The sequence below is a fragment of the Brachyspira alvinipulli ATCC 51933 genome (assembly GCF_000518245.1).
GTDB lineage: Bacteria > Spirochaetota > Brachyspiria > Brachyspirales > Brachyspiraceae > Brachyspira > Brachyspira alvinipulli.
Genome location: NZ_KI912407.1, coordinates 171,907 through 194,244, shown reverse-complemented (window position 1 = coordinate 194,244; position 22,338 = coordinate 171,907). Strand labels below are relative to the sequence as shown.

The 22,338-nt window shown below is 24.1% G+C and carries 23 protein-coding genes; 11 read left to right on the top strand and 12 right to left on the bottom strand.

Annotated elements, in window-relative coordinates; translation table 11 throughout:
- Positions 1-264 precede the first annotated feature (264 nt).
- The 9 genes from T324_RS0115210 (at position 265) to T324_RS0115170 (ending at position 9,641) form a co-directional block, all read left to right on the top strand.
- The gene (locus T324_RS0115210) at positions 265-993 is read left to right on the top strand and encodes a hypothetical protein (protein WP_028331045.1); all 729 of its coding nucleotides are present in this window, start codon (positions 265-267) and stop codon (positions 991-993) included.
- Between the two features lie 442 nt (positions 994-1,435).
- The gene (locus T324_RS0115205) at positions 1,436-1,792 is read left to right on the top strand and encodes a DNA mismatch repair protein MutS (protein ID WP_028331044.1); all 357 of its coding nucleotides are present in this window, start codon (positions 1,436-1,438) and stop codon (positions 1,790-1,792) included.
- 16 nt (positions 1,793-1,808) lie between these two features.
- Entirely contained in the window at positions 1,809-2,516 is a 708-nt protein-coding gene (locus T324_RS0115200; RefSeq protein ID WP_028331043.1) for a helix-turn-helix domain-containing protein, read from the top strand.
- A gap of 4 nt (positions 2,517-2,520) precedes the next feature.
- The gene (locus T324_RS0115195; protein WP_028331042.1) at positions 2,521-2,796 is read left to right on the top strand and encodes a hypothetical protein; all 276 of its coding nucleotides are present in this window, start codon (positions 2,521-2,523) and stop codon (positions 2,794-2,796) included.
- Positions 2,797-2,860: 64 nt separating this feature from the next.
- Positions 2,861-5,020: a hypothetical protein gene (locus T324_RS0115190; protein WP_028331041.1), complete on the top strand. Its 2,160-nt coding sequence runs from the start codon at positions 2,861-2,863 to the stop codon at positions 5,018-5,020.
- A 128-nt stretch (positions 5,021-5,148) separates the two neighbouring features.
- Complete coding sequence (locus T324_RS0115185) at positions 5,149-5,832, top strand: MerR family transcriptional regulator (protein ID WP_028331040.1); 684 nt, start codon at positions 5,149-5,151, stop codon at positions 5,830-5,832.
- Between the two features lie 104 nt (positions 5,833-5,936).
- Entirely contained in the window at positions 5,937-6,245 is a 309-nt protein-coding gene (locus T324_RS0115180) for a hypothetical protein (protein WP_028331039.1), read from the top strand.
- A gap of 287 nt (positions 6,246-6,532) precedes the next feature.
- The gene (ligA, locus tag T324_RS0115175) at positions 6,533-8,524 is read left to right on the top strand and encodes an NAD-dependent DNA ligase LigA (protein WP_028331038.1); all 1,992 of its coding nucleotides are present in this window, start codon (positions 6,533-6,535) and stop codon (positions 8,522-8,524) included.
- Between the two features lie 847 nt (positions 8,525-9,371).
- A complete protein-coding gene (locus T324_RS0115170) occupies positions 9,372-9,641 on the top strand; it encodes a hypothetical protein (RefSeq protein ID WP_028331037.1) in 270 nt (89 codons plus the stop codon).
- 384 nt (positions 9,642-10,025) lie between these two features.
- Here the strand turns inward: T324_RS0115170 and T324_RS0115165 are convergent, their stop codons facing one another.
- Positions 10,026-10,607, bottom strand: coding sequence for a hypothetical protein (locus T324_RS0115165; protein WP_038375341.1), 582 nt, complete (start codon positions 10,605-10,607; stop codon positions 10,026-10,028).
- 8 nt (positions 10,608-10,615) lie between these two features.
- On the bottom strand, positions 10,616-10,906 hold the full coding sequence (locus T324_RS0115160) for a Bor/Iss family lipoprotein (protein WP_028331035.1): 291 nt from the start codon (positions 10,904-10,906) through the stop codon (positions 10,616-10,618).
- Between the two features lie 213 nt (positions 10,907-11,119).
- On the opposite strand from T324_RS0115160, the gene T324_RS18825 reads away from it, so the two are divergent.
- Complete coding sequence (locus T324_RS18825; protein ID WP_281171830.1) at positions 11,120-11,251, top strand: hypothetical protein; 132 nt, start codon at positions 11,120-11,122, stop codon at positions 11,249-11,251.
- Positions 11,252-11,325: 74 nt separating this feature from the next.
- Here the strand turns inward: T324_RS18825 and fsa are convergent, their stop codons facing one another.
- From fsa to T324_RS0115105, 10 genes are all read right to left on the bottom strand, one after another.
- The gene (gene fsa / locus T324_RS0115150) at positions 11,326-11,979 is read right to left on the bottom strand and encodes a fructose-6-phosphate aldolase (protein ID WP_028331034.1); all 654 of its coding nucleotides are present in this window, start codon (positions 11,977-11,979) and stop codon (positions 11,326-11,328) included.
- Positions 11,980-12,058: 79 nt separating this feature from the next.
- A complete protein-coding gene (locus T324_RS0115145; protein WP_028331033.1) occupies positions 12,059-14,362 on the bottom strand; it encodes a hypothetical protein in 2,304 nt (767 codons plus the stop codon).
- Between the two features lie 38 nt (positions 14,363-14,400).
- Positions 14,401-15,366 carry a KpsF/GutQ family sugar-phosphate isomerase gene (locus tag T324_RS0115140; RefSeq protein ID WP_028331032.1) on the bottom strand — a complete coding sequence of 322 codons (966 nt, stop codon included), beginning with the start codon at positions 15,364-15,366 and terminating at the stop codon, positions 14,401-14,403.
- Between the two features lie 27 nt (positions 15,367-15,393).
- Positions 15,394-15,522, bottom strand: coding sequence for a hypothetical protein (locus T324_RS18820; protein ID WP_281171828.1), 129 nt, complete (start codon positions 15,520-15,522; stop codon positions 15,394-15,396).
- A gap of 10 nt (positions 15,523-15,532) precedes the next feature.
- Positions 15,533-15,898 (bottom strand): YraN family protein, encoded by a 366-nt coding sequence (locus tag T324_RS0115130; RefSeq protein ID WP_028331031.1) that lies wholly within the window; start codon positions 15,896-15,898, stop codon positions 15,533-15,535.
- A gap of 15 nt (positions 15,899-15,913) precedes the next feature.
- Entirely contained in the window at positions 15,914-17,143 is a 1,230-nt protein-coding gene (locus tag T324_RS0115125; protein WP_028331030.1) for an HD-GYP domain-containing protein, read from the bottom strand.
- A gap of 4 nt (positions 17,144-17,147) precedes the next feature.
- Positions 17,148-17,408: an EscU/YscU/HrcU family type III secretion system export apparatus switch protein gene (locus T324_RS0115120; RefSeq protein WP_028331029.1), complete on the bottom strand. Its 261-nt coding sequence runs from the start codon at positions 17,406-17,408 to the stop codon at positions 17,148-17,150.
- Positions 17,401-18,486: a hypothetical protein gene (locus T324_RS0115115; RefSeq protein WP_028331028.1), complete on the bottom strand. Its 1,086-nt coding sequence runs from the start codon at positions 18,484-18,486 to the stop codon at positions 17,401-17,403. The genes T324_RS0115120 and T324_RS0115115 overlap by 8 nt, the downstream gene beginning before the upstream one ends.
- 115 nt (positions 18,487-18,601) lie before the next feature.
- Positions 18,602-19,687, bottom strand: a complete 1,086-nt coding sequence (locus T324_RS0115110; protein WP_028331027.1) for an NAD(P)-dependent alcohol dehydrogenase — start codon at positions 19,685-19,687, stop codon at positions 18,602-18,604.
- Between the two features lie 121 nt (positions 19,688-19,808).
- Positions 19,809-20,795, bottom strand: a complete 987-nt coding sequence (locus T324_RS0115105; protein WP_028331026.1) for an aminotransferase class I/II-fold pyridoxal phosphate-dependent enzyme — start codon at positions 20,793-20,795, stop codon at positions 19,809-19,811.
- 587 nt (positions 20,796-21,382) lie between these two features.
- Here T324_RS0115105 and xerD point away from each other — a divergent pair.
- Positions 21,383-22,309, top strand: coding sequence for a site-specific tyrosine recombinase XerD (gene xerD / locus T324_RS0115100; RefSeq protein ID WP_028331025.1), 927 nt, complete (start codon positions 21,383-21,385; stop codon positions 22,307-22,309).
- Positions 22,310-22,338 lie beyond the last annotated feature (29 nt).

The window sequence follows — 22,338 nt, the reverse complement described above, 5'->3', positions numbered from 1 at the left end:
ATTCTAAACTTAATTAATGTTTGGGTGGGTGCTGAAATTTCTAAATAAGTTATAAAGATAGTTAATATCGAAATTTAAGAGTTAGTTATAAAGTATAAAGGGCGGGGAATGTAATAAAAGTTTTAAAATTTAATTGTACTTGCTCTTTTATTATTTCTAATATTTTTTATTTGCCATGCATTAAAATATTTAGCTATTTGCTGAATATTGAATTTAATATGTTTATATTATAATATAAATAGAAGTATTTATTATAAGTAAAATATGAAAGAAGTAAGAATATATTTAAATGGCAAAACAAAAAAAATATCTTATACAAGTGAAGAAGATATAAAGGCTGCTATTTCAAAAGAAGAAAATGTATATGTAGTTCAAAAAACTAGAAGCGCTAAAAAGAATGAAGATTTTTCTATATCAAAATTAATTTATAAAAATGGAAAATTTGATAAAATAGAAGAAAAATATATTTCAGAAATTAAACTCAACAGTAATAATATTTATCTTTTTGAAATAGGATTATTTATAGATATATACAATAATATTTTCAAAGAATTAGAAAATAAATATTTAGAATATATTGAACTAGTAGAGCTAGTAAATGATAAACAAAAAGTACTGCATAATATAAATTCTGTTAAGGAAGAAGTGAGAAAATATAGAGAATATCATAAAAATGAACTTTTTGAAGGTTATAAACTTTTTAAAAATACAATCTATTATAAATTGGAAATGCTTATTATAGCAGACAATATAAATTATTATTATAAAAATAAATTAGATTTCAAAAAGATAAAAACTATATTATATGGTGCAAATGATGAAGCTGAAATACATTTAGATTATATAAGAAATATTGAAAAGAACAAAAAAACAATAAAAGAATTAACAAAAATCAAAAAAGCATTAAAATTACCTCCTGATTCACTTCCAAAAATAAAAAGAGAATCAATTGACACTATAATAAAAATTCTATTAAGAAAGAAACGAGATTAAATATATACTATCATAAAAATAATATTTTTGAATGCTTATATTATCTAAAAATAGTAAAAGAATTATCTTATTAATAAGTAGAATAAAATTCAAAAAAAATCATTTTTTATTAGGTACATCGATGTATCTAATTAGAATATTTTTTATATTTTTCCTATAATTACCCTAGATGATATTTATGTATATATATGATGATATATACAATATAAAAAATATTGCTATCCTACATAGGGTATCAAATGATAATTTTTATTTATATGTTAATATGCACCTATAAATTACAGGAGGGAATATATGTGTATATTTATATTGTTAATTATTATGATTGTAAGCTTAACTCCTATATAGAAATCTATTATAAATCAGCATACTAAATAATATCTTTAAATATTCAATTAACTTTAATTTGAAAAAACACTATAAAAAATATAGGAGGATACTTATGTCTAAAATAAAAAATTATCATTATAAAGGAAATGAAAACTATGATGACAGCAGTATAATATATAAAAAATTTTTTAGAGACGGATATTATGTTATAGATTTGCATTACCTTAAAAAAGAAAAAGCTATTAAGGCTTTGGAAGATACTATATTTAATGATTATTTTTTAAAAAAGATTTCATGCCCATTAGAAATAGTTTACGGCAGAGGAAATAATAGTATCGATGGTTATTGCAAATTAAAAAATTACATAATAGAAAAATTAGATGATTTAAAAAGAGAAAAATTTATAAAGCTTTGGGAGTTTAAAAGATATACAAAATACGGTGCCATTATAGCTTATATAAACAATTAATTTTGGAGGTAAATGAATGTCTAAAAGAAATGAAAATAATGAAACTCTTAATAATAAAAGAGATGTTAATAAAAAAGATATTGTTTTCTACATAGCAAACAAAAAATATTTGCTTCCTTTTAGAAATAATATTAATAAAAATAAATTTATGCAGATAGGAGATTTTTATAAAGAATTAATTTCTAAAAAAATATCTAATATAGATTTAAAATTACTAAGAAAATGGGACGAAAAAGAAATATTACCGGCATATAGATTTGCTAAAGGTGCTGTGAGAGTTGATACAAGATACTATATAAAAGAGCATGTTTTAATAGTAAAAGAAATATTAAGATTAAAAGAAATAGGGCTTAATATAGCTGATATAGAAAAGGTAATATTTTTTAATTATAATATTAATATGATTCTGCTAAATAAAAATATTAAAAATAAAGAATCTTTTAATAAAATGAAAAATACTATTAATAATATAGATAATATGGAAGCTAAATTGATAATACCTTCTATAAAATCAGTAGATAAAAAAGTTGTTGAGAATATTTTAAATGATAATTCATTATATACTGATGTCTTAAAAAAAGAGGATATTTCATTAATAACTTTTATTTCTATATTAAATAAGGCTTGTATTAATTATAAAAATAAAAAATTTGATAAACTAAATTTTAAATATGATATGATTAATACAATAGAGAATATCAATAAAAAATTATATAAAGGATAATAAAATGACAGATATAAATAGTATTGAAAAAGAATTTATAATACCAATTATAAAAAAATTGAAAAAAGATTTTTTTGAAAATAATAGCGAAGAAATAGATGAAGATTATATAAAGAAATTGATATTTAATTATAAAAATGCTGATTTGGATAAAGATGATATTCCTATATTATCTTTTATATTGATGATGCTTGCTTCTTTCTCTTCTTATGAAGATGATTATTTTGATAAGAAAAAGTTTCATGAGTTTATGGAAGATATAATGAGTAAATTTAATTAAAGAATTAGGGCAGATATAATATTAATATTTGCCCTTTATAAATTTTTTTATATAATAATTATATATGAAAGATAAAATTGATTTAATTAATGATGATGTATGTTATATAATTGAAAATACTCATAAATCTAATATAACTTCAAAATATTTATTTGATGATAATTATATACTGCCTTCATTAAAAACATTATTAAAAAAAATAGATAATAAAGAAAATATAATAATATATCTTATTTCAAAAAATTCAGGAACTCTTACTCAAAGACAAAAAGGAAATTATAAATATATACAAATAGAGTTTTCAAAATATAAATATGAAGAAGTAGGAGAATATTTATATGATAATGATATATTAAGTTTTCTTACAAATGATAAGTTATGCTTTTTTGAAATAGGGGCTTTTTTAGATTTATTTAATTTAATAAAAACATACAATAAAGATACAACATATTCTTTGATAAACAGTATTTTGAAATGCGAGGAAAAATCATATTTTACTAAACTAGATAAAAAATATATAGATGATATTTATAACAAAATAAATGATGATTATATTAATAATAAAACAGAAGAGCCTTTAATAAAAAAAAGAGAAATGGAAAGGCTTAAAAAAATACTTCAGGAATATTATGATATCAGTAAATCTTCAATACTTCCTTCATACAGATTACAAAAAAATAAAGATGATAAAAATTATAGATATTATACTTTAGAGTCTTTGGTTGTTCTTGATGAGATACTTACTATATATAAAAGAATAAAAGAGGATAAATTTTATTTTATAAGAAATATAAGTTATTTAGATGATACTAATGATATTAAAGAAGAATTATTTAATAAAGATAAAGTTTTAATAAATCTTAAAGAAAAACAATTAATAAAAAATCATTTATATATAAAAGATACATTAGAAATATTTGAAGGTAATGATAAAAAGTTAAAAGGAAAGAGCAGAGAGAGTAAAAAAAGAAAAACTAGATATTTTTTTGATATAGATACTGCTTCTAAGATGTATAGAGATGAACTTAAAGAATATATAGAAGATTATATATTTATATTATATAATAATATTAATAAAATGCTTGAAGAATATAAATATAATGAAAATAATATAAATCTTATAGAAAAGATTATAAATTATGATTTACATTTTTTTTATTTTAAATTTATTCTTGATTATTTATTTTTATCTGAAGATTTTTTTCAAAATGGAAATATAGAATATTACAATAATTTACATGATTTATACAGCTATAAATATTTTTATTTAAAAAAGAATAATATAATTTTATTTGAAAATATATATATTAAATGCCTTGAGAATAATATTTATTATTATAATAATAAAAGATATCCATATAGATGTTATTTAACTAATGAAACTGAATCTTTATTTAAAAAAGATATAAATATTGAAATGAAATTAAAATTGGAATCTATATTTAAAAATAATGTTATAAATATAGCAGATGATTTTGAATATTTATATTCTTATTATGATTTTTTAGTTTTCCATTTATATTATAAAATAATAATTTACAATGGTTCAATTTCTCGTATAAAGAGAGGAGCTATAAAGGCAATTTATGAAGAGCTTATAAAACTTCCAGATAATATGATTATGCCTGATACATTATTATCTGAATTAAGAGAAAATTTTGAAAAAATATTATTAATAACAGATATAATATATTTCTCAAATATAAAAAATGATAATATAAAAAAATTAAGATATAATATTTTAGAGCTTTATAAAAAAATAGATTATATTGATAATATTATTAATGATGATGAAATATATGATATAGTTGAGTATTTAGAGAAAGATGAATATGCTAATGAAAATAATATTATAGACAAAATACCTTCATATAATGTTGATATGTTTGAGCATAGAAAATATTATGAAGAAAATATATCAGATATTATTAAGATATATAGTTCATATAGTGAAGTTTCGAGCAGACCTGAAAATATATTCGCGTTATTCTTTAATTATTCTTTATACTTATCAGATGATAATAATTTAATTTATAAAAATATAGAAAAAATATTAAATGATATAAAAAAAGTAAATGAATTATATCATTCTCATTATACAAGAGAGTATTGTACATTTGATATTGATTATTTAAGAGAATTATATTATTCAAATTTCAATTGGCAGTATTATTATGATCCTTCCATTAGATTAAAATATGAAATTAGAGATTTTATATCTTAAAACATTTTTATCATATTTACCCATATATATACCGTACAGTAGATATTTAGTTTTTCTTTTTGATTTATTTAAAAATAATTAAAAAATTATATTATAAAAATAAATTAATTGATATTGGAAAAATTATTATGCTTTCAGAATATTATATAAATAATAAGAAATATAAATTAGAAAGTAAGATTAATAAAAAAGAGTTAATTGCTATAGGTGATTTTTTAAAAATTTTAAAATGTGAAAAGATAGAAAATGTAACATTAAAAAAATTAAGAGAATGGGATAATAAAAAATTACTTCAGGCATTTAGAGTAGCACATGGTCCTATAAGAGAAAAAGTAAGATATTATACTAAACAGCATATTAATATTGTAATAGAAATACTTAGATTAAAATCATTAGGATTTGAAATACCTGATATAAAAAAAGTAATTATTAATAATAATCCTGAGAATTTAATATTATTAAATAAAGATATAGACTGCAAAAAGAATATTAAAAATATGAAAGATATTATTAGAAATATTAATAATAAAGAATTGTATATTATAAAGCCAATGATAAAAAATGCCAAAAAATATTTTTTAGAACAGATGAGTATAAAAGAATTTAATTATGATGATATAAAAAATATTTTAATTAAAAATAAATATTTAAATTATGATTCTGGTATTATTATATTTGCTTTAATTTTATTAAGTTCTTTTAATTGTTATGATATAGATAATGATATTTTTGATTCTTATAAATTTTCAAAGTATATTGATGATATATCAGAAAGTATTAATTTTATTAACAATAATAAAAAAAATAATTAATTACCCTAGGTATAATATTAATTATTGTTTGATTATTCATTGTCTAATCATTAAAAAAGTTTATCATTAAAATAATTTTTATTTATAAATTAAGGAGTTACAAAATGAAAAATGTTATTGGTATAATAATGATGTTTGTTTTTTCATTATTAATTATAGGATGCTCAACTATAGCAACAGCAGATAATATTCCTCAAAGTCTCCAGCTTAGTGGAAACGATATTACTGTGGGAGAGGTTTTAACGGCTGAACTTCCTTATGATGCCAAAGATAATACTTTAAAAGAACAGCTTATAGCAGAGGCACTTAAAGATACTAATTATGATTTTTTAATTATGCCTAGATATGAGATTGTCAAAGTAGGTTTATCAAAAAAGATGAAGATAAGGGGCAGAGGTGCTAGAGTAAAATAATAATTTCTTATTGTTGCTAGCGATAAACTCGCTTAAATGTAGCTGACAACTAAAGTTATCAGCTGCTCGTTTATCGCTTTAAAATTAAAAACATAATTTATATATAACTTATATTAATAAATATTAGCAATAATAGAAAAATAATACTTTTTATTTAAAAACTGTCTTATTATATTTAAGGCAGTTTTTTATATATTAAATTTTGATATCTTATTTATTAATTTAAAATATTGAATTCAATTTGTTTTATATTATAATATGAATATTAAATTAATGATGAGGTAAAAATGAACATAGAAGAAGCTAAACAAAGAATCGAACAATTAACAGAAACTATTAATTACCATAATAAGCTTTATTATACAGATGATAATCCTGAAATAGAAGACTATGAATATGATAAACTTTTCAGAGAGTTGGAAAATCTTGAAAGAGAGTTCCCAGAATTAAAAAAAGATGACAGCCCTACAAATAAAGTTGGAGGCACTATATTAGAGAAGTTTGAGAAATTTGAACACCCTATTGCTATGTACTCACTTTCTAATGTTATGAATGAAGAAGAATTTTTGGAATTTGATAATAGAATGCAAAAGGAACTTAATCAAAGCAAGATTAAATATACTGTTGAAAATAAATTTGACGGTCTTGCTTTAGAGCTTATTTATGAAAAAGGAAAACTTACAGTTGCAAGCACAAGAGGAGACGGACAGGTTGGAGAGAATGTTACTAATAATGTTAAGATGATGAGCAATGTTCCTAAAAGTATAAAAGAGAAAAAGAAACTTATTGTAAGAGGTGAAGCATTAATAACAAAAAAAGATTTTGAAGCATTAAATAAAGAGAGAGAAGAACTTGAAGAAATACCTTTTGCCAATGCTAGAAATGCAGCAGCTGGAGGATTAAGACAATTAGACAGTGCTGAAAGTAAAAAGAGAAGATTAAAATTCTTTGCTTATCAGATTGCCAATTATAAAGATTTTGATTTAACTAATGAATATAAATCAATGGAGTTTTTATCAGAATTAGGATTTACAGTTGAGGGCGTTCACCCAAACATCGATGCTAAAAAAGTATTAGAAACTTATTATGATATACAAGAAAAAAGAAGCAAAATGGATTATGAGATTGACGGACTTGTAATAAAAGTTGATGATGTTAAGCATCAGGAGAAATTAGGATTCTTATCACGAGCTCCAAGATTTGCAGTAGCTTTTAAATTTAAGCCAGAGGAAAAAGAAACAGTATTAAAAAATATTGAGGTTCAAGTTGGAAGAACTGGAGCATTAACGCCAGTTGCTAAATTGGAGCCAGTTCAAGTTGGAGGTGTTACAGTTTCAAATGTTACACTTCATAACCCTAATGAGATAAAATCAAAAGATATAAGAATTGGAGATACCATTGTAGTTATTCGTTCCGGAGATGTTATACCAAAGATTACAAGAGTGGTATTAGAAAAACGTCCTGCCGACAGTAAGCCTTTCGAGTTTCCAAAAAAATGTCCTGTTTGCGGAGGCGATACTGCTGTAACTGACGGCGATGTAATTGTCAGATGTATTAATGAAGAATGTCCGAATAAAATAACTAAATATATAGAATATTTTGTTTCAAAACCTGCTATGAATATGGAAGGTATAGGAAAAGAATGGATTGCTGCATTTACAAAAAGCGGACTTGTAAAAACACCTGCTGACCTTTATAAAATAAAAAAAGAAAATTTATTTGAGTTTGAAAGAATGGGGGAAAAACTTGCTGATAATATGCTTGAATCTATTGAAAACAGCAAGAATACCACTTTAAAAAGATTTATATATTCATTAGGTATTCGTCAGGTTGGAGAAACTACTGCTGACTTATTAGCTAAATATTTTACTTCAGTAGATAATTTTAAAAAGGCTACTATTGATGATTTACAAAATATTGAGGGCATAGGAGAGATTAGTGCTAAGAGTATTTACGATTATCTTCATAATGAAAAGACATTAAAATTGATAGAAGATTTAATTGCTCAAGGAGTTAATTCAGTATTTGAAAAAGTTGTGACAGTGGAATCTCCTCTTACTGGTAAGAATGTTGTAATAACAGGTTCAATAGAAGGCTTTACAAGGAATTCTGCAAAAGAGGCTGCTGAGAGATTAGGAGCAACTGTTCAATCTGCTGTATCAAAAAATACAAACATTCTAATTGTAGGCGAGAAAGCAGGAAGCAAACTTAAAAAAGCTCAGGATTTAGGCGTAGAGATAATGGAAGCTGATGAGTTTATAAAGCTTGCTAATGGCTAATAATTAAAATAAAAATAATAATTATAAATATATAAAGACTGTGAATATTTTTTGTTTACAGTCTTTATTTTTTTCTTTTCATATAAAAATATACTCATTATTATTGATATTTAATATTTTTTATATACTGAAACTAATATAGTTTGTCAATTTATTTTTATAAAAATTTTATCAACTTTTTTGTTGCACACGCTCTGCGGACTTCGTCAAAGTTGCAAAAAACGCAATTACTTCAGTTTTATATATTGGTAATACGTATTAAATATAGGATAAAACTTAAATTTTAGCATTAAAAATGCAGCCTTTCGACGCAGGCGGGCTGTGTCTGGTTCTTTTTTTAACTATAATAATAAAGAATATACATTCATTGAAAAATAAAAAATATTGATTAATTTTTAATAGACTTGTTTCAAAAGTACTTGACAAAATTAGTCGAAGAATTAGTAAAATAATGTTTTATATGTTGTATAATAATTAACTTTAATATATAAAATTGCAGTTCTTTTGCTTCTTTTATACCAATAAAAGAAGTGGGGTTGCCGAAGGCACGCACAGCGGGGGCAAAGCCCCGATTATAAAAAATAAAAACACTAAAAAATAAATAGTATAAATATTTCTTATTTTAGTTTTGAAACAAGTATAATAAAGGCTGTAATATTTACAGTCTTTATTTTGCTTTTTACATAAAAATATTTTATTTATTATTGATATTTAATTATATTTGTATATAATATTAAATATCAATAAAATATAATAAAATATGTATATTAATATAATTAATTATATTTTATCTAATTTATTGAATATAAATAATAAAAAAGTATCTAACTAAATCAGGAGGTATTTTATGATTATTAATCCTTTAAGATCGCCTATTGAATTGAGTATATTTAAATTGAATGTAAAAAGAAAAATAATCAGAGATAAAATGTTTTTAAAGAAATTGTCGGCTAAAATCAATAAAATGACTGACAAGCAAAAACAAAATAAACTTTTCAAATATCAAAAAAATAAATATAAAATAGATGAATGTATTGCAGAAGTGAAAAAAGAGATTGAAAGGAGAGAGGAACAGTTAAAGCTTTTAAATGCTGTACAGTTTGTAACTTGGCTTTAAATTTATCAAACGCACGGTTAGTAGAATTTATAATATTAATAAAATTTGAATTGCAAACAAATCTGTATATTTAACCTCGCTATACGTGCGTGAATTATATATCAAATTTAAATAAAACTTGGGTAGGTGCTAAAGATTCTTTTTAAACAAAAAATAAATAGATATTATATTTAAAATAAAATTAATAAGAATAGAGAGTGGGAGAGTGTAATTAAATTTTAAAACTTTCATTACATACCCGCCCAAGTTTTTATTAGATTTTGAATTTATTTAACACACGTTTAATGAAATTGGATTATATTATGATTGATTTATAATTTTATTATACATGTGGTTTTAAATATAAATTGGGGAGAATTTTTTAAAAAACTTCTCCCCAAAGTGTTAATAAAACTCTACTGAATTAATCGAATTTGCAATGCTGTACATAGAGTCGTAATCATTGTATGATGGAAATGTGTAACTCAATACAAGGTAATTTGAATTTTTTGATTCAAATATCACAAAAAATAAAATAGTATCTTGTAATTGTATTTTGTATTGTATATTTTTATTTCCATTTACTATAAAATAGTTTTTTAATATATTGTTGTCATGATTCATGCTGTTTATATAAGCAATAAGATTATCTAAAGAATTTTTGTTCTTAGGCATATATCCTACAAAACAAGTAGTTTCTTTACTTTCATTTAAAAACATGCTGTCTATATAATATAGATCTTTAGCATAACCTGTATTTTCTATTATACAATTTTTTTCTTTATCTGATAGTTTAATAGAATTATATAAAGGAATAAGTTTAACTTTTATATTTGAAATATGATGTTTATCTTCATATGATTTATTGTCACCTAAACTTAATTTTTTAAAATTTATATCTCTATTAGAAAATATATCAGCGTTAGAAGAATTATTTTCGCATGAAATTAAAAATAGTGTTAATAATAAATATAGTGTTTTTTTCATAATTAATTTTATTTTCTAACAGTAACAGTTCTGCTGGTAAAACCAAGTATACCAGTAATAAGATTTATAAAGAAATCTCCTGCATTAGTTCTTGTGTATATTTCATAATTTTCAGAACCTCCTGCTAATCTTTCAGTATCTACATCATTCATAGGTACTAATCCCCATAGAGCATACCATTGCTTTCTTCTCAAAGTAACACCTGTTTGAGGACCATCTCCAACTAAATGCCTATGCTGATAAGAACATGAAAGAGCAAATATGGACATTGCTAATAATAAAATTATAATTTTTACCATAAAAAACTCCTTTGAAAAAATATTCGTTTATAATGAACTTTGTTCAGTTTAACATAATAGATGCTTTTGTCAATAATGAAATCGAAAATAAAAACATTGGTACGAAATTGTTCAGTTTGTTTTTATAAATTCTTTATGACTTTTTTTATAAAATTATTATATTTTTAATAGAGAGTTATGAGAGAGATTGAATTTTGATAAATGGGGTAAACTATGACAGAATTTTTAGACAATATTTTTTATTTTTTTACAGATGAAGACTATATATTATTGATAGACGAGTATAATGATATTCTTTACAAAGATGTACAAACTGATAACAATAATATTATAGGCTTACTATGAGTGGTATTTTATTAAATGAATTTTAAATGGAAGTATTTTATTAATACTTCCATTTAAAAAATTGTTATTAACAATTATTTTCCAAATACTGCTTCATAATCTTTTTTGAATTTTTCTATACCTTGATCGGTTAATGGATGTTTAGTCATTTGTACAATTACACTATAAGGAACAGTAGCAATATCAGCACCTGCTAATGCACATTCTGTAACATGTATAGGGTGGCGTACACTTGCTGAAATAATTTCTGTTTCTATTGCATGAGTTGCAAAAATTTCTGATATAGTTCTTATAAGTTCAAGTCCATCAACAGATATATCATCAAGTCTTCCTATAAAAGGAGATACATAAGTAGCCCCTGCTCTTGCTGCAAGTAATGCCTGATTAGCTGAGAATATTAAAGTAACATTAGTTTTGATTCCTTCTTTAGATAATACTTTTACAGCTTTTAAACCTTCATCAGTCATAGGAATTTTTACTACCATATTTTTATGTATTTTAGCAATTTCTCTAGCTTCTGCTATCATATATTCAGCTTTAACAGTAGTTGCTTTAACTTCCCCAGATATAGGGCCATCAACTATAGTAGTAATTTCTTCTATAGTTTTTTTGAAATCTCTTCCTTCTTTTGCTATTAATGATGGGTTAGTAGTAACACCGCAAATTACTCCCATATCATTAGCTTTTCTAATTTCATCAACATTTGCTGTATCTATAAAAAAACGCATTGAAAAATCTCCTTAAAAAATTTTATTGTTATATAATAAATACATTATATAACTTTGATATAATTTTATCAATATTATTTTATTTATTAGTAGTTTCTTTAATTATATTATAATAATGCTTTTTACCCTGAAAAATATCTTGAGATAATATTCTCTGAGCATTTTCATATTTGAATATTGTAAGGTTAGACACTTCGCTTTGTTCTATTGGCGAATTATTTGTAGTATAATAAAATCTATTGTAAGTACTTATTGTATTATCTATTTGTTCTTTGTATAGCAGAGATATTACACTGTTGGTGTAATCAATATTTAAATTAACAGCTATAAATAATGGTATATTTTCTGGTTTAAAATTTTCAGGTGCTTTATATGCTCCATTAGCGCCGTCCCAAATTAAAATAGGGGAGGGTTTATAATCATTTAAAAAATTAGTTTTTATTTTTTCATCTATTTTAGAACGTTCTATTATAGCTTTTAAATAAGGGTATAAATGATCATGTTTGAAGATAATAACAGCATTCGGAGAATGTTTAAGTATTGTGTCTCTTATTTTTATTATTTCAATGGCTGTCATTGCTGAATTGTCTAGTGTTTCCATTATATGAAGCTGATCATTTCCTTCAAAATATTCTAAAAATTTTTTATTGTTTTCTGATATATTTAAATCATTTGATAAATGAGAATCTGTATGACCTAATATTGTAAATCCTGCTGCAAATACTGGGCTTTCTAAATTATTAATATTGGTGTTTAAATAAGTATTTATATTTGTAGTTCCTAATCCGAATACTTGAGATTTAAAACCTATAGATGGATAGAAAGTTTTTAAATTATATGTATTAAGTGCTTCTTCCAAAGCTATTGTAGTATAACCATTTTTAGAAAGCAAATCGGGAAGAGTACTTTCTATTTTTTCTGATTGAGTTTTAGGATAAAGAGGAGAAGAGCCTGTTAATCCGGAAAGTCTAGCATAAAAACTTCCATTATTTACATTAGGTGCTATTTTTCTTGAAGCATTAGCCCATTTCCTATATTCTTTTGTAAAAGGATCTTTTTGAAATAATTTTGAGAAATGAGAATAATCATAAAAAGATTCTAAAAATATAAGATAAACATCGCGTTTTAAACTTTTCTTTAACTCTTCTATTTTTTTATTTCTTTCGGCATTTTCAATATCATTTGTACTATTAATGTTAATATCTTCTAATTTGTTTATTTCATTAAAAATATTTTTTGTAGATTTTAAATAAAGTTCTGAAATTTCTCTTTTGGATTCATATTCTTTTAATAAATTAATTGATTCTGATACAAGCTCTTTGTTTGGTTTAATCTCATTTAATCTGTCATAATTTATTCTATAGTTTATAGTGTTTATTATTCCTTTTCTGTTTGCATTTCTTACAAAATCTATACTCCATATATCTATATTTTTAGGTTTGAAGAATAAAATAAATACTATAAATATTATAGAAATTGTCATAACTAATGATAATATTTTGCTTCTTTCTATAAATATTTTGTATATATTAAAGATGAATAATAATATAAAAAATATTAAAGAAGAAAAATATATTATACTTACAGTTATAGTTATAATTTTCAAATACATTGGAAGTACAGTAATAAGAGAGGCATAAAGATTAGGCATATCAGAAAATAGTATAACCATATTAAGTACTGTTAAGCTTATAGTCTCTATTACGAAAAAAGAAAACATTGATATTATGCAAAACAGAGATGCTAATATTATTCTAATATTTTTAAATCTTTTATTTAGAGGATTGTAAAAAATCAGACTATATGCTGTCATTGTAAATAAATATGAATATAAAAAATCATATATATTAAATTTTAGATGCATCATTGAAAATGACGGCATTATAAAATTGATTACAGATAAGTATAAAACGCTGTTTAATATAAATAAAAAAATATATGCTTTATAATTTTTTAAAATGTTTGGTATTATATAAAAATAGAGTATTGGAAATAGTATAATAATAAAAAGAGCAAAAAATATAACGTTATTATTTATTTTTAATTTATATTTAATATTATCTATTTTATCATTCTTATTTAATTGTATGCTGCTGTCGCCTATAACAAGATTTCCGTAATAAGTGCCGCTCCATTTTATATTAGTTACATTTTTAGGCATTTCATTAGTATTAGGGTATACAGTGTATATTTTATTGTTTTTAAATATTTTACTATCAAATTTAAGTTTGAAATAGTATTTATTTTCTAGTATATGATCAAAATCTGATAAATAACCTATTCTTTGAATATTTCCAAGCATGCTTAAAATTGCTGTAAAAAGAATAATTATAACTATAAGTGCTGAATATGAGAATATGAATATTTTTTTATTTTGTTTCATATTATTATAACAAGCATTTTTATGAAAAGTAAATTTATTTAAAATGCTTTTATTTTTAGAATATCATGTATATGAACAATACCTATAGGTTTATTTGTATTTTCTTCAACAACGATTAAATTTGTTATTTTGCCTTCCATCATATGAAGTGCTTCACCAATTAAAGTATCTTCATAAATAAATTTTGGGGAAGTATTCATTATATTTTGTACTTCTTGAGATAGTATATTTTGTATATCATTATTCTTTATGAGTAATCTTTTTAAATCTCCGTCTACGATTACTCCTTTTAATATGTTATTATCATCTACAACTATAGCTATTCCAAGTTTGCACTCTATTATTTTAAATAATGCTTCTTGTAATGTAGTTGTAAGATTAATTATAGGAAGATTGTCAGTATGCATAATAGATTTAACCTTTGCTAATTGTCTTCCTAAACTTCCGCCAGGATGAAATACAGCAAAATCTTCTGCTTTAAATCCTCTTAATTCCATTAAAGCAGTGGCCAAAGCATCTGATAAAGCAAGAGAAGCTGTTGTGCTCACAGTGGGAGCTAGTTTTAAAGGACAAGCCTCTTCTTCTACATATGTAAGCAGTGTTATTTTTGCATTTTTAGATAAGGTTGAATCTATTTCATTTGTAATTGCTATGTATGGTATATTTTGTCTGCATAGCCAATTAACAAGCTCTATTATTTCTCTTGATTCTCCGCCTTTAGAATATAATATACAGCAGTCTGTTTTTGTTATCATTCCGAAATCACCATGCATACACTCATTTGGATCAACAAAAAAACTTGGTGTTCCTGTGGAGGCAAAAGTAGCAGCTGCTTTTCTTGCAATATGTCCGCTTTTGCCAACTCCGGAAGTTATAACTCTGCCACTTATTTTAAACAACTCTTTTACAGCATTTTCAAAATTACTGTCCAAATTATCAGATAATTTTTTTAAGTTTTCACTTTCAAGTAAAAGAGTAGTTTTTCCACGTTCTATTATATTCATATAAGTTTTTATTTACCTTATTGTATTTTAATCTATTACTGCACTTATTAAGTGCCCTGCCAATCTTTCTATAGCTTTATTAATGTATTTTTCATCTTTTAACTTTTTCTTATATAGATCTATTTTTTCAGGATTAATTTTTACTGCTGTTTTCATGATAATACCCCTAAATAAATATATCTTCTATATAAGATATTTCTCTTTGATGGTGGGTATCGTCTATTAAAACTGCCCCAAAAGAACATTTTTGGTTAAGACCTAATCCTTTAGAAATTAAGTATTCTTCAGCTGTATTATAGAGCTTTTTCTTTTTTCGCTCAGATATAGAATAAGCTGCATATCCAAAACTTCCTTGTCTTCGATATTTTACTTCTATAAACACAATAACAACTCCTTTTGTCATTATTAAATCTATCTCGCCTCTGGTGTTTTTAGCTCTAAAGTTTTTTTCTAATAGAGTAAATCCCATATTCTCAAGATATCTTAAGGCAATATCCTCTCCTAGATTGCCTATAGTTTTTTTATTAGTCATCTTTTAATATTACTTTTATTCTGTTTCAAATATTTTGGTTTTTACCTCCTCTAAGAAATTATGATCTTTATCTACAGCAACTATAAATAATTTATTAGTTTCTAATAAATTAATAGTTTCTCCATCATTTATTAATTCTCCATTTTCATTGGAGACTATTTTTATTATTGGTCTTATAGGAAAATTAGGATTTGTAGCAAAAACTAATCCCTTTCTATTATCATTTAAAATTACAATACATCCTATAGGATAAACGGTGAATATACTTACAAAAGTTTTTGATATAGTAGGATCATATTTTGTATTAGCACCATGCATAATCTCTCTAACAGCATCTGATAAAAATACATCTTTCTTTTTATTTTCAGAACTTTTTTCAAGCATTAAGCTAAAAGTAGATTTATGTTCATGTCCTTTTTGTTTATAACTTTCAAATCTATTGCTTTTTAGCATTTTTTCTACTGAATGGGCTATTGCTACAATTTTGGCATATAAATGTATTTGATTTCCTACTAGTCCTCTAGGATAACCTTTACCGTTAAAAAATTCATGATGTGCAAGAGATATCATAGCTACTTCATCATCAAATCTAAAATTAGTTTTCATGATTTTATAGCCGTAAACTGTATGTTTTTTTATTTCGTTATATTCATCTGTTGTGAATTTTCCTAGCTTTCCTAATATTTTGTCAGGTACTTTGGTTAATCCTATATCATAAAGCATAGCACCAACTCCCAACCTTTTTACTCTGCTCTCAGAGAATTTCATTGAACGCCCAATAATCATTGATATCATGGATACATTTAAAGATCTTATATAATATTCTTCTACTTTTGGTAAACCACTTAAATTAAAAAGCTGCAATACGCTATTTAAATTTCTATTCATAATATCAAGTATTTCATCTATAATTTCATTAAGTTCATTAATATTTACTATATTATTATTTTTATAATTACCTAGATTATTTTTTACTTTTTTGATTATATTTAAATATATTTTTTTGAATACTTTATATTCTCTTAAGAATTTATCAAAGTCTGCAGCTGATTTGGTATCTATAGATATAGAGCTATTATCTTCAACATATATTTCTTCTATATTCCATTTATTTAATCTTTTTATATCTTCTTCTTTGATATCTATATATCCTGTAATAGCAAGAAAATCATTATCTAAATAAACATCTTTTTTTTCAGCTTTAGTTTTTATATCTTGAGTTTTTATGCTAGTTAAATTTCCCATCGTTTCACTCTGCCTTTAATTTATATATATGTTTTAATATAATGCTTACAGCCTCATAAAGTGAATAAGGTATTTCCTCTCCTATATCTAAATGCATTAAACTATTAGCTGTTTCTTCATCTGAAACAACAGGCACTTTATTTTTTTTTGCTATATCAACCATTCTTTTTGCTAAGAAATTACTGCCTTTAGATATAACAACAGGAGCATGATGTATTTCTTTATTATAGAGAAGAGCCACAGCATTTTCAATTTTTTTATTCATTGTTTTTTCCGCCATTATTAATATAATTTATTTCTAATTTTATATTATCAAAGTTAGTTAAATCTCTTTCTATATTTTCTCTGATATTATTGCATTTATTATATAACTTTTCATCAAAAAATCTAATACATATCAAATACTTATTATCATTATTTTTTGATATAGATATTTGACATAGCTCTTTGTCATCATCATAAGCTATAAAAGTAAATTGTTTGTTAGTTCTTTTTTCTTCGCTGCCGCTTATATAAAGAAGTACATCTTTTATTTCTCCATCTATCATAAATGGTATAGGAATCATAAATGAAGACTCTTTTAGACTCCTATTTCTTTTATTGGCAGATAGTATTTTTAAAAGCAGCTTCAGCATATTAGAACTATCAGAGGATAATTCACTATGAAGCATATCAAAGAGCATAAACCATATACCAAAATTAGCATTTGTAGATATATAGTTATCTAATTTTTCCTTATCATTTTGCTGCAAAACGTTGTCAGCAAGCATTAGTAATATTTCGGCTGTTTCGTTATTTTTGTTAGAGTTTTTTATGACGCTTATAATGTCATTAAATTTTTTAAAAATATTTCCTAAAGTGTTTATTTCTTCTACCGTTAAATATACACCATTAGACATCGCATTTAATATGAACTTTTTTTTGTTAATATCTAAGTCTGGAAGATATTTTAATATTGTTTCAAAATATTTAATATTTTCATAACTAGGCTTTACACCTCTTTGAGCTAGAATAGATGCAGTTTCTGATTTTTCTGTATTTATGTTAACTGTTACTTCTGCGTTTTTCTGATTGTTAATATTTTCTCTTGCTTCTTTAATGCTGCTTGCATCTTTTAAGATAGTTAAGGTTATTTCACCATTTTTTTTAGACACTAATGCAAAACCTTTTTCTGTTATTCCATTTTTGAATAATGCTATAACTTTATTACCCATAATATTTATCAATGCTTTATCAGAGTCAAGTTTACGCATTACAGAATATCTTACTACATCACCGTCTTTTATTTGAGACTTGTTATTATTTGTAATAATATTTAAATATTTATTATTTATATTAATCATATATTTATATTATATATTTTTTTACTGTTTTGTTAATAGTATAAAATAATAAAGCAATAGAGTAATAAAATACCCTATTGCATAAAAGTTTTTGTTTTTGAGAATGTATTAATTTTTATAGAGTTTTCATATCTATTACATATCTGAATTTAGCTTGCCCGCTTGTAAGTTTATTGTATGCTTCATCTATTTGGTTGGCAGATATAATTTCTGTTTCTGGATATATTTTATGCTTTAATGAAAAATCAAGCATTTCTTGAGTTTCTTTTATACCGCCTATCATAGAACCATAAACTTTTTTACCGCCTGCAAATATTAATCTTGCTAAATCTATACTTTGTTTTAATTCGGCAGGAGGAAGTCCTACAATAGCCATTTCTCCGCCATATTTAAGTAAATCTACATAATCATTAACATTATATCCTGTAGGTATAGTTGATATTATTAAATCAAAACGTACTTTAATATCTTTTGTAGAAGTAAATAAATCTTTAGCTCCCATTTCTAATGCTTCTTTTTTCTTTTTATCATTGCGGGCAAATACATATACATCAGCACCCATATTAACAGCATATTTTACAGCCATAGATCCAAGTCCGCCGAAACCAGCAACACCTACTGTATCGCCTTTTTTAACACCTGAAAACTTCAGAGGAGAATAAGTTGTAATTCCAGCACATAGTAATGGAGCAACTTTTTCCATTGGGGCATCTTTAGGTACAGTAATAGCAAATTTTTCGCTTACTACTATATTATTTGAATAACCACCATAAGTAGGTTCATCATTATGGAAATGATCTTTACAATCATAAGTAAGAACTGTTTGTCCTCTTTCGCAGAATTGTTCATGGCTTCTTTTACATGCTTCACATTCTCCGCATGAGTTAACCATACATCCTACACCTGCATAATCTCCTATTTTAAATTTAGTAACATTTTTACCAACAGCAACAACCTTGCCTGCAATTTCATGTCCTGGAACCATAGGGTATATGCCTTCATGCCATTCGCTTCTAGCTGAGTGTATATCGCTATGACATATTCCTGCATACATTATTTCTATCAAAATATCATTATCTCCCATAGAATGTCTTGAAAACTCAAATGGTTTAAAAGTATCTGTTTTGCTATGAACAGCATAACCCTTAGCATTTATTCTTTTACCTGAATTAGCTTCTTCTAAGTTTTTATCCAATAACATAAAATAACTCCTTTCTATAATTATGACACTATTATAACATTGAAGTGCACTCCAATGTCAATAGTTATTTATTATTTTTATATTTAATTTTTTATAATGAGAAATATTGCAGCTTGATAAATTATTGAATATTTACAATTGCTTTTAATTCATTAATAAGGATATTATTTATTTTAGGACTTGATATTGTAACTCTTAAAAAATTTGCTAATATATTTTCTTTATTATATTGCTTTACAAATATACTTCTTTTTATCAGCTCATTATATATAAAATCTGAATCCTTATTTACATGTTTTATCAAAAGAAAATTCGCTCTTGAAGGTATTACTATAAAACCTTCTTTACTTAATAATGTATCTAGTCTGTTTCTTTCTAATACTATATCAAATATATTTTTATATGATGTTTCTTTATCTTTTAAAGCTGCTATAGCTATTGTTTCTGATATTTTATTTATTCCATATTTTTGTCTTAATTTGGACATATTTTCTATATTATTTTTATTTGAAACTATAAAGTTAATATTAAGTCCTGAGATGGAATGCGAATGAGCTATAGATCTTATTATAATTAAGTTGTCATAGTTGTTAATTAAATTTATTGCACTTTCACCTGCAAAGTTGATATATGATTCATCTATTACATAAATACCTTCATAATGCTTTAAAAAATTTTCTATTTCTTTTATGTTTATAAACATTCCGGTTTCTGCATTAGGATTGCTTGTTATTATTATTGAGTTTTTATTTCTTATGTTTTTTTTGAGATTTATATTATAATCTTCTTTAGCCTCTATAACATCATAATTAATTTTGCAATATTCTAATATTCTAGTATATAGATCTCTGTAAGGCTCCTGCAGAAATATTTTATATTTGTCATAGGAGTTTATTATGCATGTAAATGCTTCATACATTCCATTAACAGATATTATATTCTCGTTTTCTATATTAAGGTATTTTGACATTTCTTTATCTAATTTTTCCGGTATAAATTCAGGAAAAAGTTTTAATGAATCTACATCAAATTTTTCAAGCTCTTTAATAATGTTTTTGGATGGCTTGTATGGATTTTCATTTTTGTCTAAAAAAATTTTTTTGTTCATTATTGCTATGCTCGCCTACGCCTTAATAAATTAAGTCACACACTGTGTACCTTCGGTAATGTTCCGGCTCGCTTATTTTTATTGCTATGCTTGCCTACGTTTTAATAAATTAACTCACACACTGTGTACCTTCGGTAATGTTCCGGCTCGCTTATTTTTATTGCTATGCTTGCCTACGTCTTAATAAATTAACTCACACACTGTGTACCTTCGGTAATGTTCCAGCTCGCTTATTTTTATTGCTATGCTTGCCTACGTCTTAATAAATTAAGTTATATGTATCCCTGAGGGATTATTATATTTATTATTGCTAATAAAAAATTGTACGTATAGTAAATGGATTTTCAATTTTTATGTTTAGCATTTTAATTTAAAAAAAATTATCACTTATAATTATCTTATTATTTTTAAATAAGTTTACACTTTTAAATTTTATGTTTAGTTAATGTAATATTTTTATTAAGTAATGTATTATGTTTAAATAAATAGTAAATATTGTCGATAATCATTTTAAGTTGACAATATCCTTAAATATCAATGTCAACTTGATTTTGTATATTATATCTTAAATTAAGAGGCAGATTTCAATGTCAGTTAAACAGGTTTCAGATCAAGAAATATTATCAATGTATTTAAACTATGAGGCTGTAGAAAAAGGCTTGTCATCAAATACTTTGGAATCTTATAAAAGAGATATTGTTATATATCTTGATTTTTTAAGTAGGAATAAAAAGACAATTCTAAAAGCCACAAGAAAAGATATTGAGAAATTTCTTAGCGAAAGAAAGGAGCAAGGTTCAAAATCAAGAACTGTAGCTAGAAATAAAGTTAGCATAGTTAACTTATATAAATTTTTAGTAATGGAGAATTACATTTCTAAAAATCCTACAGATAATTTAGAAGTTATACGTTTAAAAAGAGTATTGCCTGAATCTCTTACTGCAACAGAAGTAGATGATTTATTATCTGTGCATAATGAGAAAACAGATAAAGGCTTAAGAGATAAAGCTATTTTTGAACTTATGTATTCATCTGGTTTAAGAGTTAGTGAAATTTGTTCTTTAAAGATTGATGATATATTTTTTGAAGGTAAATATTTGAAGATATGCGGTAAGGGTAAAAGAGAAAGAATAGTGCCTATTAATGACAGAGCCTTGGATATTTTGCAAAGATATATACAAACTAGCAGAGTTATAATGGTTAAAGGGAAAAAGACTAGCGAATTATTTTTAAACTTCAGAGGCGATAAAATTTCAAGAGTTGGTATTTGGAAAATAGTTAAAGAAGCCATGAAAAAGAGTGGTATAGAAAAAAATATTTATCCTCATACATTAAGACATAGTTTTGCTACACATTTGATACAGCATGGAGCAGATTTGAGATCTGTTCAAAGGATGTTAGGACATTCTGATATAACCACTACAGAAATATATACTCATGTGGATTCTTCGCATTTGAAAAAGCAAATAGCTAAGCATCCTAAACATTCAAAGCATTCTAGACAGAACACTTGATAATAAATTAAATAAAAATAAAAAAATTG

Bases quoted from the DNA above. Each gene is read 5' to 3' on its own strand.
- T324_RS0115105 (WP_028331026.1), bottom strand. From the start codon at position 20,795: ATGAACAAAAAAATTTTTTTAGACAAAAATGAAAATCCATACAAGCCA.
- T324_RS0115120 (WP_028331029.1), bottom strand. From the start codon at position 17,408: ATGAATAAAAAAATTGAAAATGCTGTGGCTCTTCTCTATAATAAAGAA.
- T324_RS0115180 (WP_028331039.1), top strand. From the start codon at position 5,937: ATGAAAAATGTTATTGGTATAATAATGATGTTTGTTTTTTCATTATTA.
- T324_RS0115205 (WP_028331044.1), top strand. From the start codon at position 1,436: ATGTCTAAAATAAAAAATTATCATTATAAAGGAAATGAAAACTATGAT.
- T324_RS0115185 (WP_028331040.1), top strand. From the start codon at position 5,149: ATGCTTTCAGAATATTATATAAATAATAAGAAATATAAATTAGAAAGT.
- fsa (WP_028331034.1), bottom strand. From the start codon at position 11,979: ATGCGTTTTTTTATAGATACAGCAAATGTTGATGAAATTAGAAAAGCT.
- T324_RS0115130 (WP_028331031.1), bottom strand. From the start codon at position 15,898: ATGACTAATAAAAAAACTATAGGCAATCTAGGAGAGGATATTGCCTTA.
- T324_RS0115170 (WP_028331037.1), top strand. From the start codon at position 9,372: ATGATTATTAATCCTTTAAGATCGCCTATTGAATTGAGTATATTTAAA.
- ligA (WP_028331038.1), top strand. From the start codon at position 6,533: ATGAACATAGAAGAAGCTAAACAAAGAATCGAACAATTAACAGAAACT.
- xerD (WP_028331025.1), top strand. From the start codon at position 21,383: ATGTCAGTTAAACAGGTTTCAGATCAAGAAATATTATCAATGTATTTA.
- T324_RS0115110 (WP_028331027.1), bottom strand. From the start codon at position 19,687: ATGTTATTGGATAAAAACTTAGAAGAAGCTAATTCAGGTAAAAGAATA.
- T324_RS0115140 (WP_028331032.1), bottom strand. From the start codon at position 15,366: ATGAATATAATAGAACGTGGAAAAACTACTCTTTTACTTGAAAGTGAA.
- T324_RS0115190 (WP_028331041.1), top strand. From the start codon at position 2,861: ATGAAAGATAAAATTGATTTAATTAATGATGATGTATGTTATATAATT.
- T324_RS18825 (WP_281171830.1), top strand. From the start codon at position 11,120: ATGACAGAATTTTTAGACAATATTTTTTATTTTTTTACAGATGAAGAC.
- T324_RS0115200 (WP_028331043.1), top strand. From the start codon at position 1,809: ATGTCTAAAAGAAATGAAAATAATGAAACTCTTAATAATAAAAGAGAT.
- T324_RS0115125 (WP_028331030.1), bottom strand. From the start codon at position 17,143: ATGGGAAATTTAACTAGCATAAAAACTCAAGATATAAAAACTAAAGCT.
- T324_RS0115210 (WP_028331045.1), top strand. From the start codon at position 265: ATGAAAGAAGTAAGAATATATTTAAATGGCAAAACAAAAAAAATATCT.
- T324_RS0115195 (WP_028331042.1), top strand. From the start codon at position 2,521: ATGACAGATATAAATAGTATTGAAAAAGAATTTATAATACCAATTATA.
- T324_RS18820 (WP_281171828.1), bottom strand. From the start codon at position 15,522: ATGAAAACAGCAGTAAAAATTAATCCTGAAAAAATAGATCTATATAAG.
- T324_RS0115115 (WP_028331028.1), bottom strand. From the start codon at position 18,486: ATGATTAATATAAATAATAAATATTTAAATATTATTACAAATAATAAC.
- T324_RS0115160 (WP_028331035.1), bottom strand. From the start codon at position 10,906: ATGGTAAAAATTATAATTTTATTATTAGCAATGTCCATATTTGCTCTT.
- T324_RS0115145 (WP_028331033.1), bottom strand. From the start codon at position 14,362: ATGAAACAAAATAAAAAAATATTCATATTCTCATATTCAGCACTTATA.
- T324_RS0115165 (WP_038375341.1), bottom strand. From the start codon at position 10,607: ATGAAAAAAACACTATATTTATTATTAACACTATTTTTAATTTCATGC.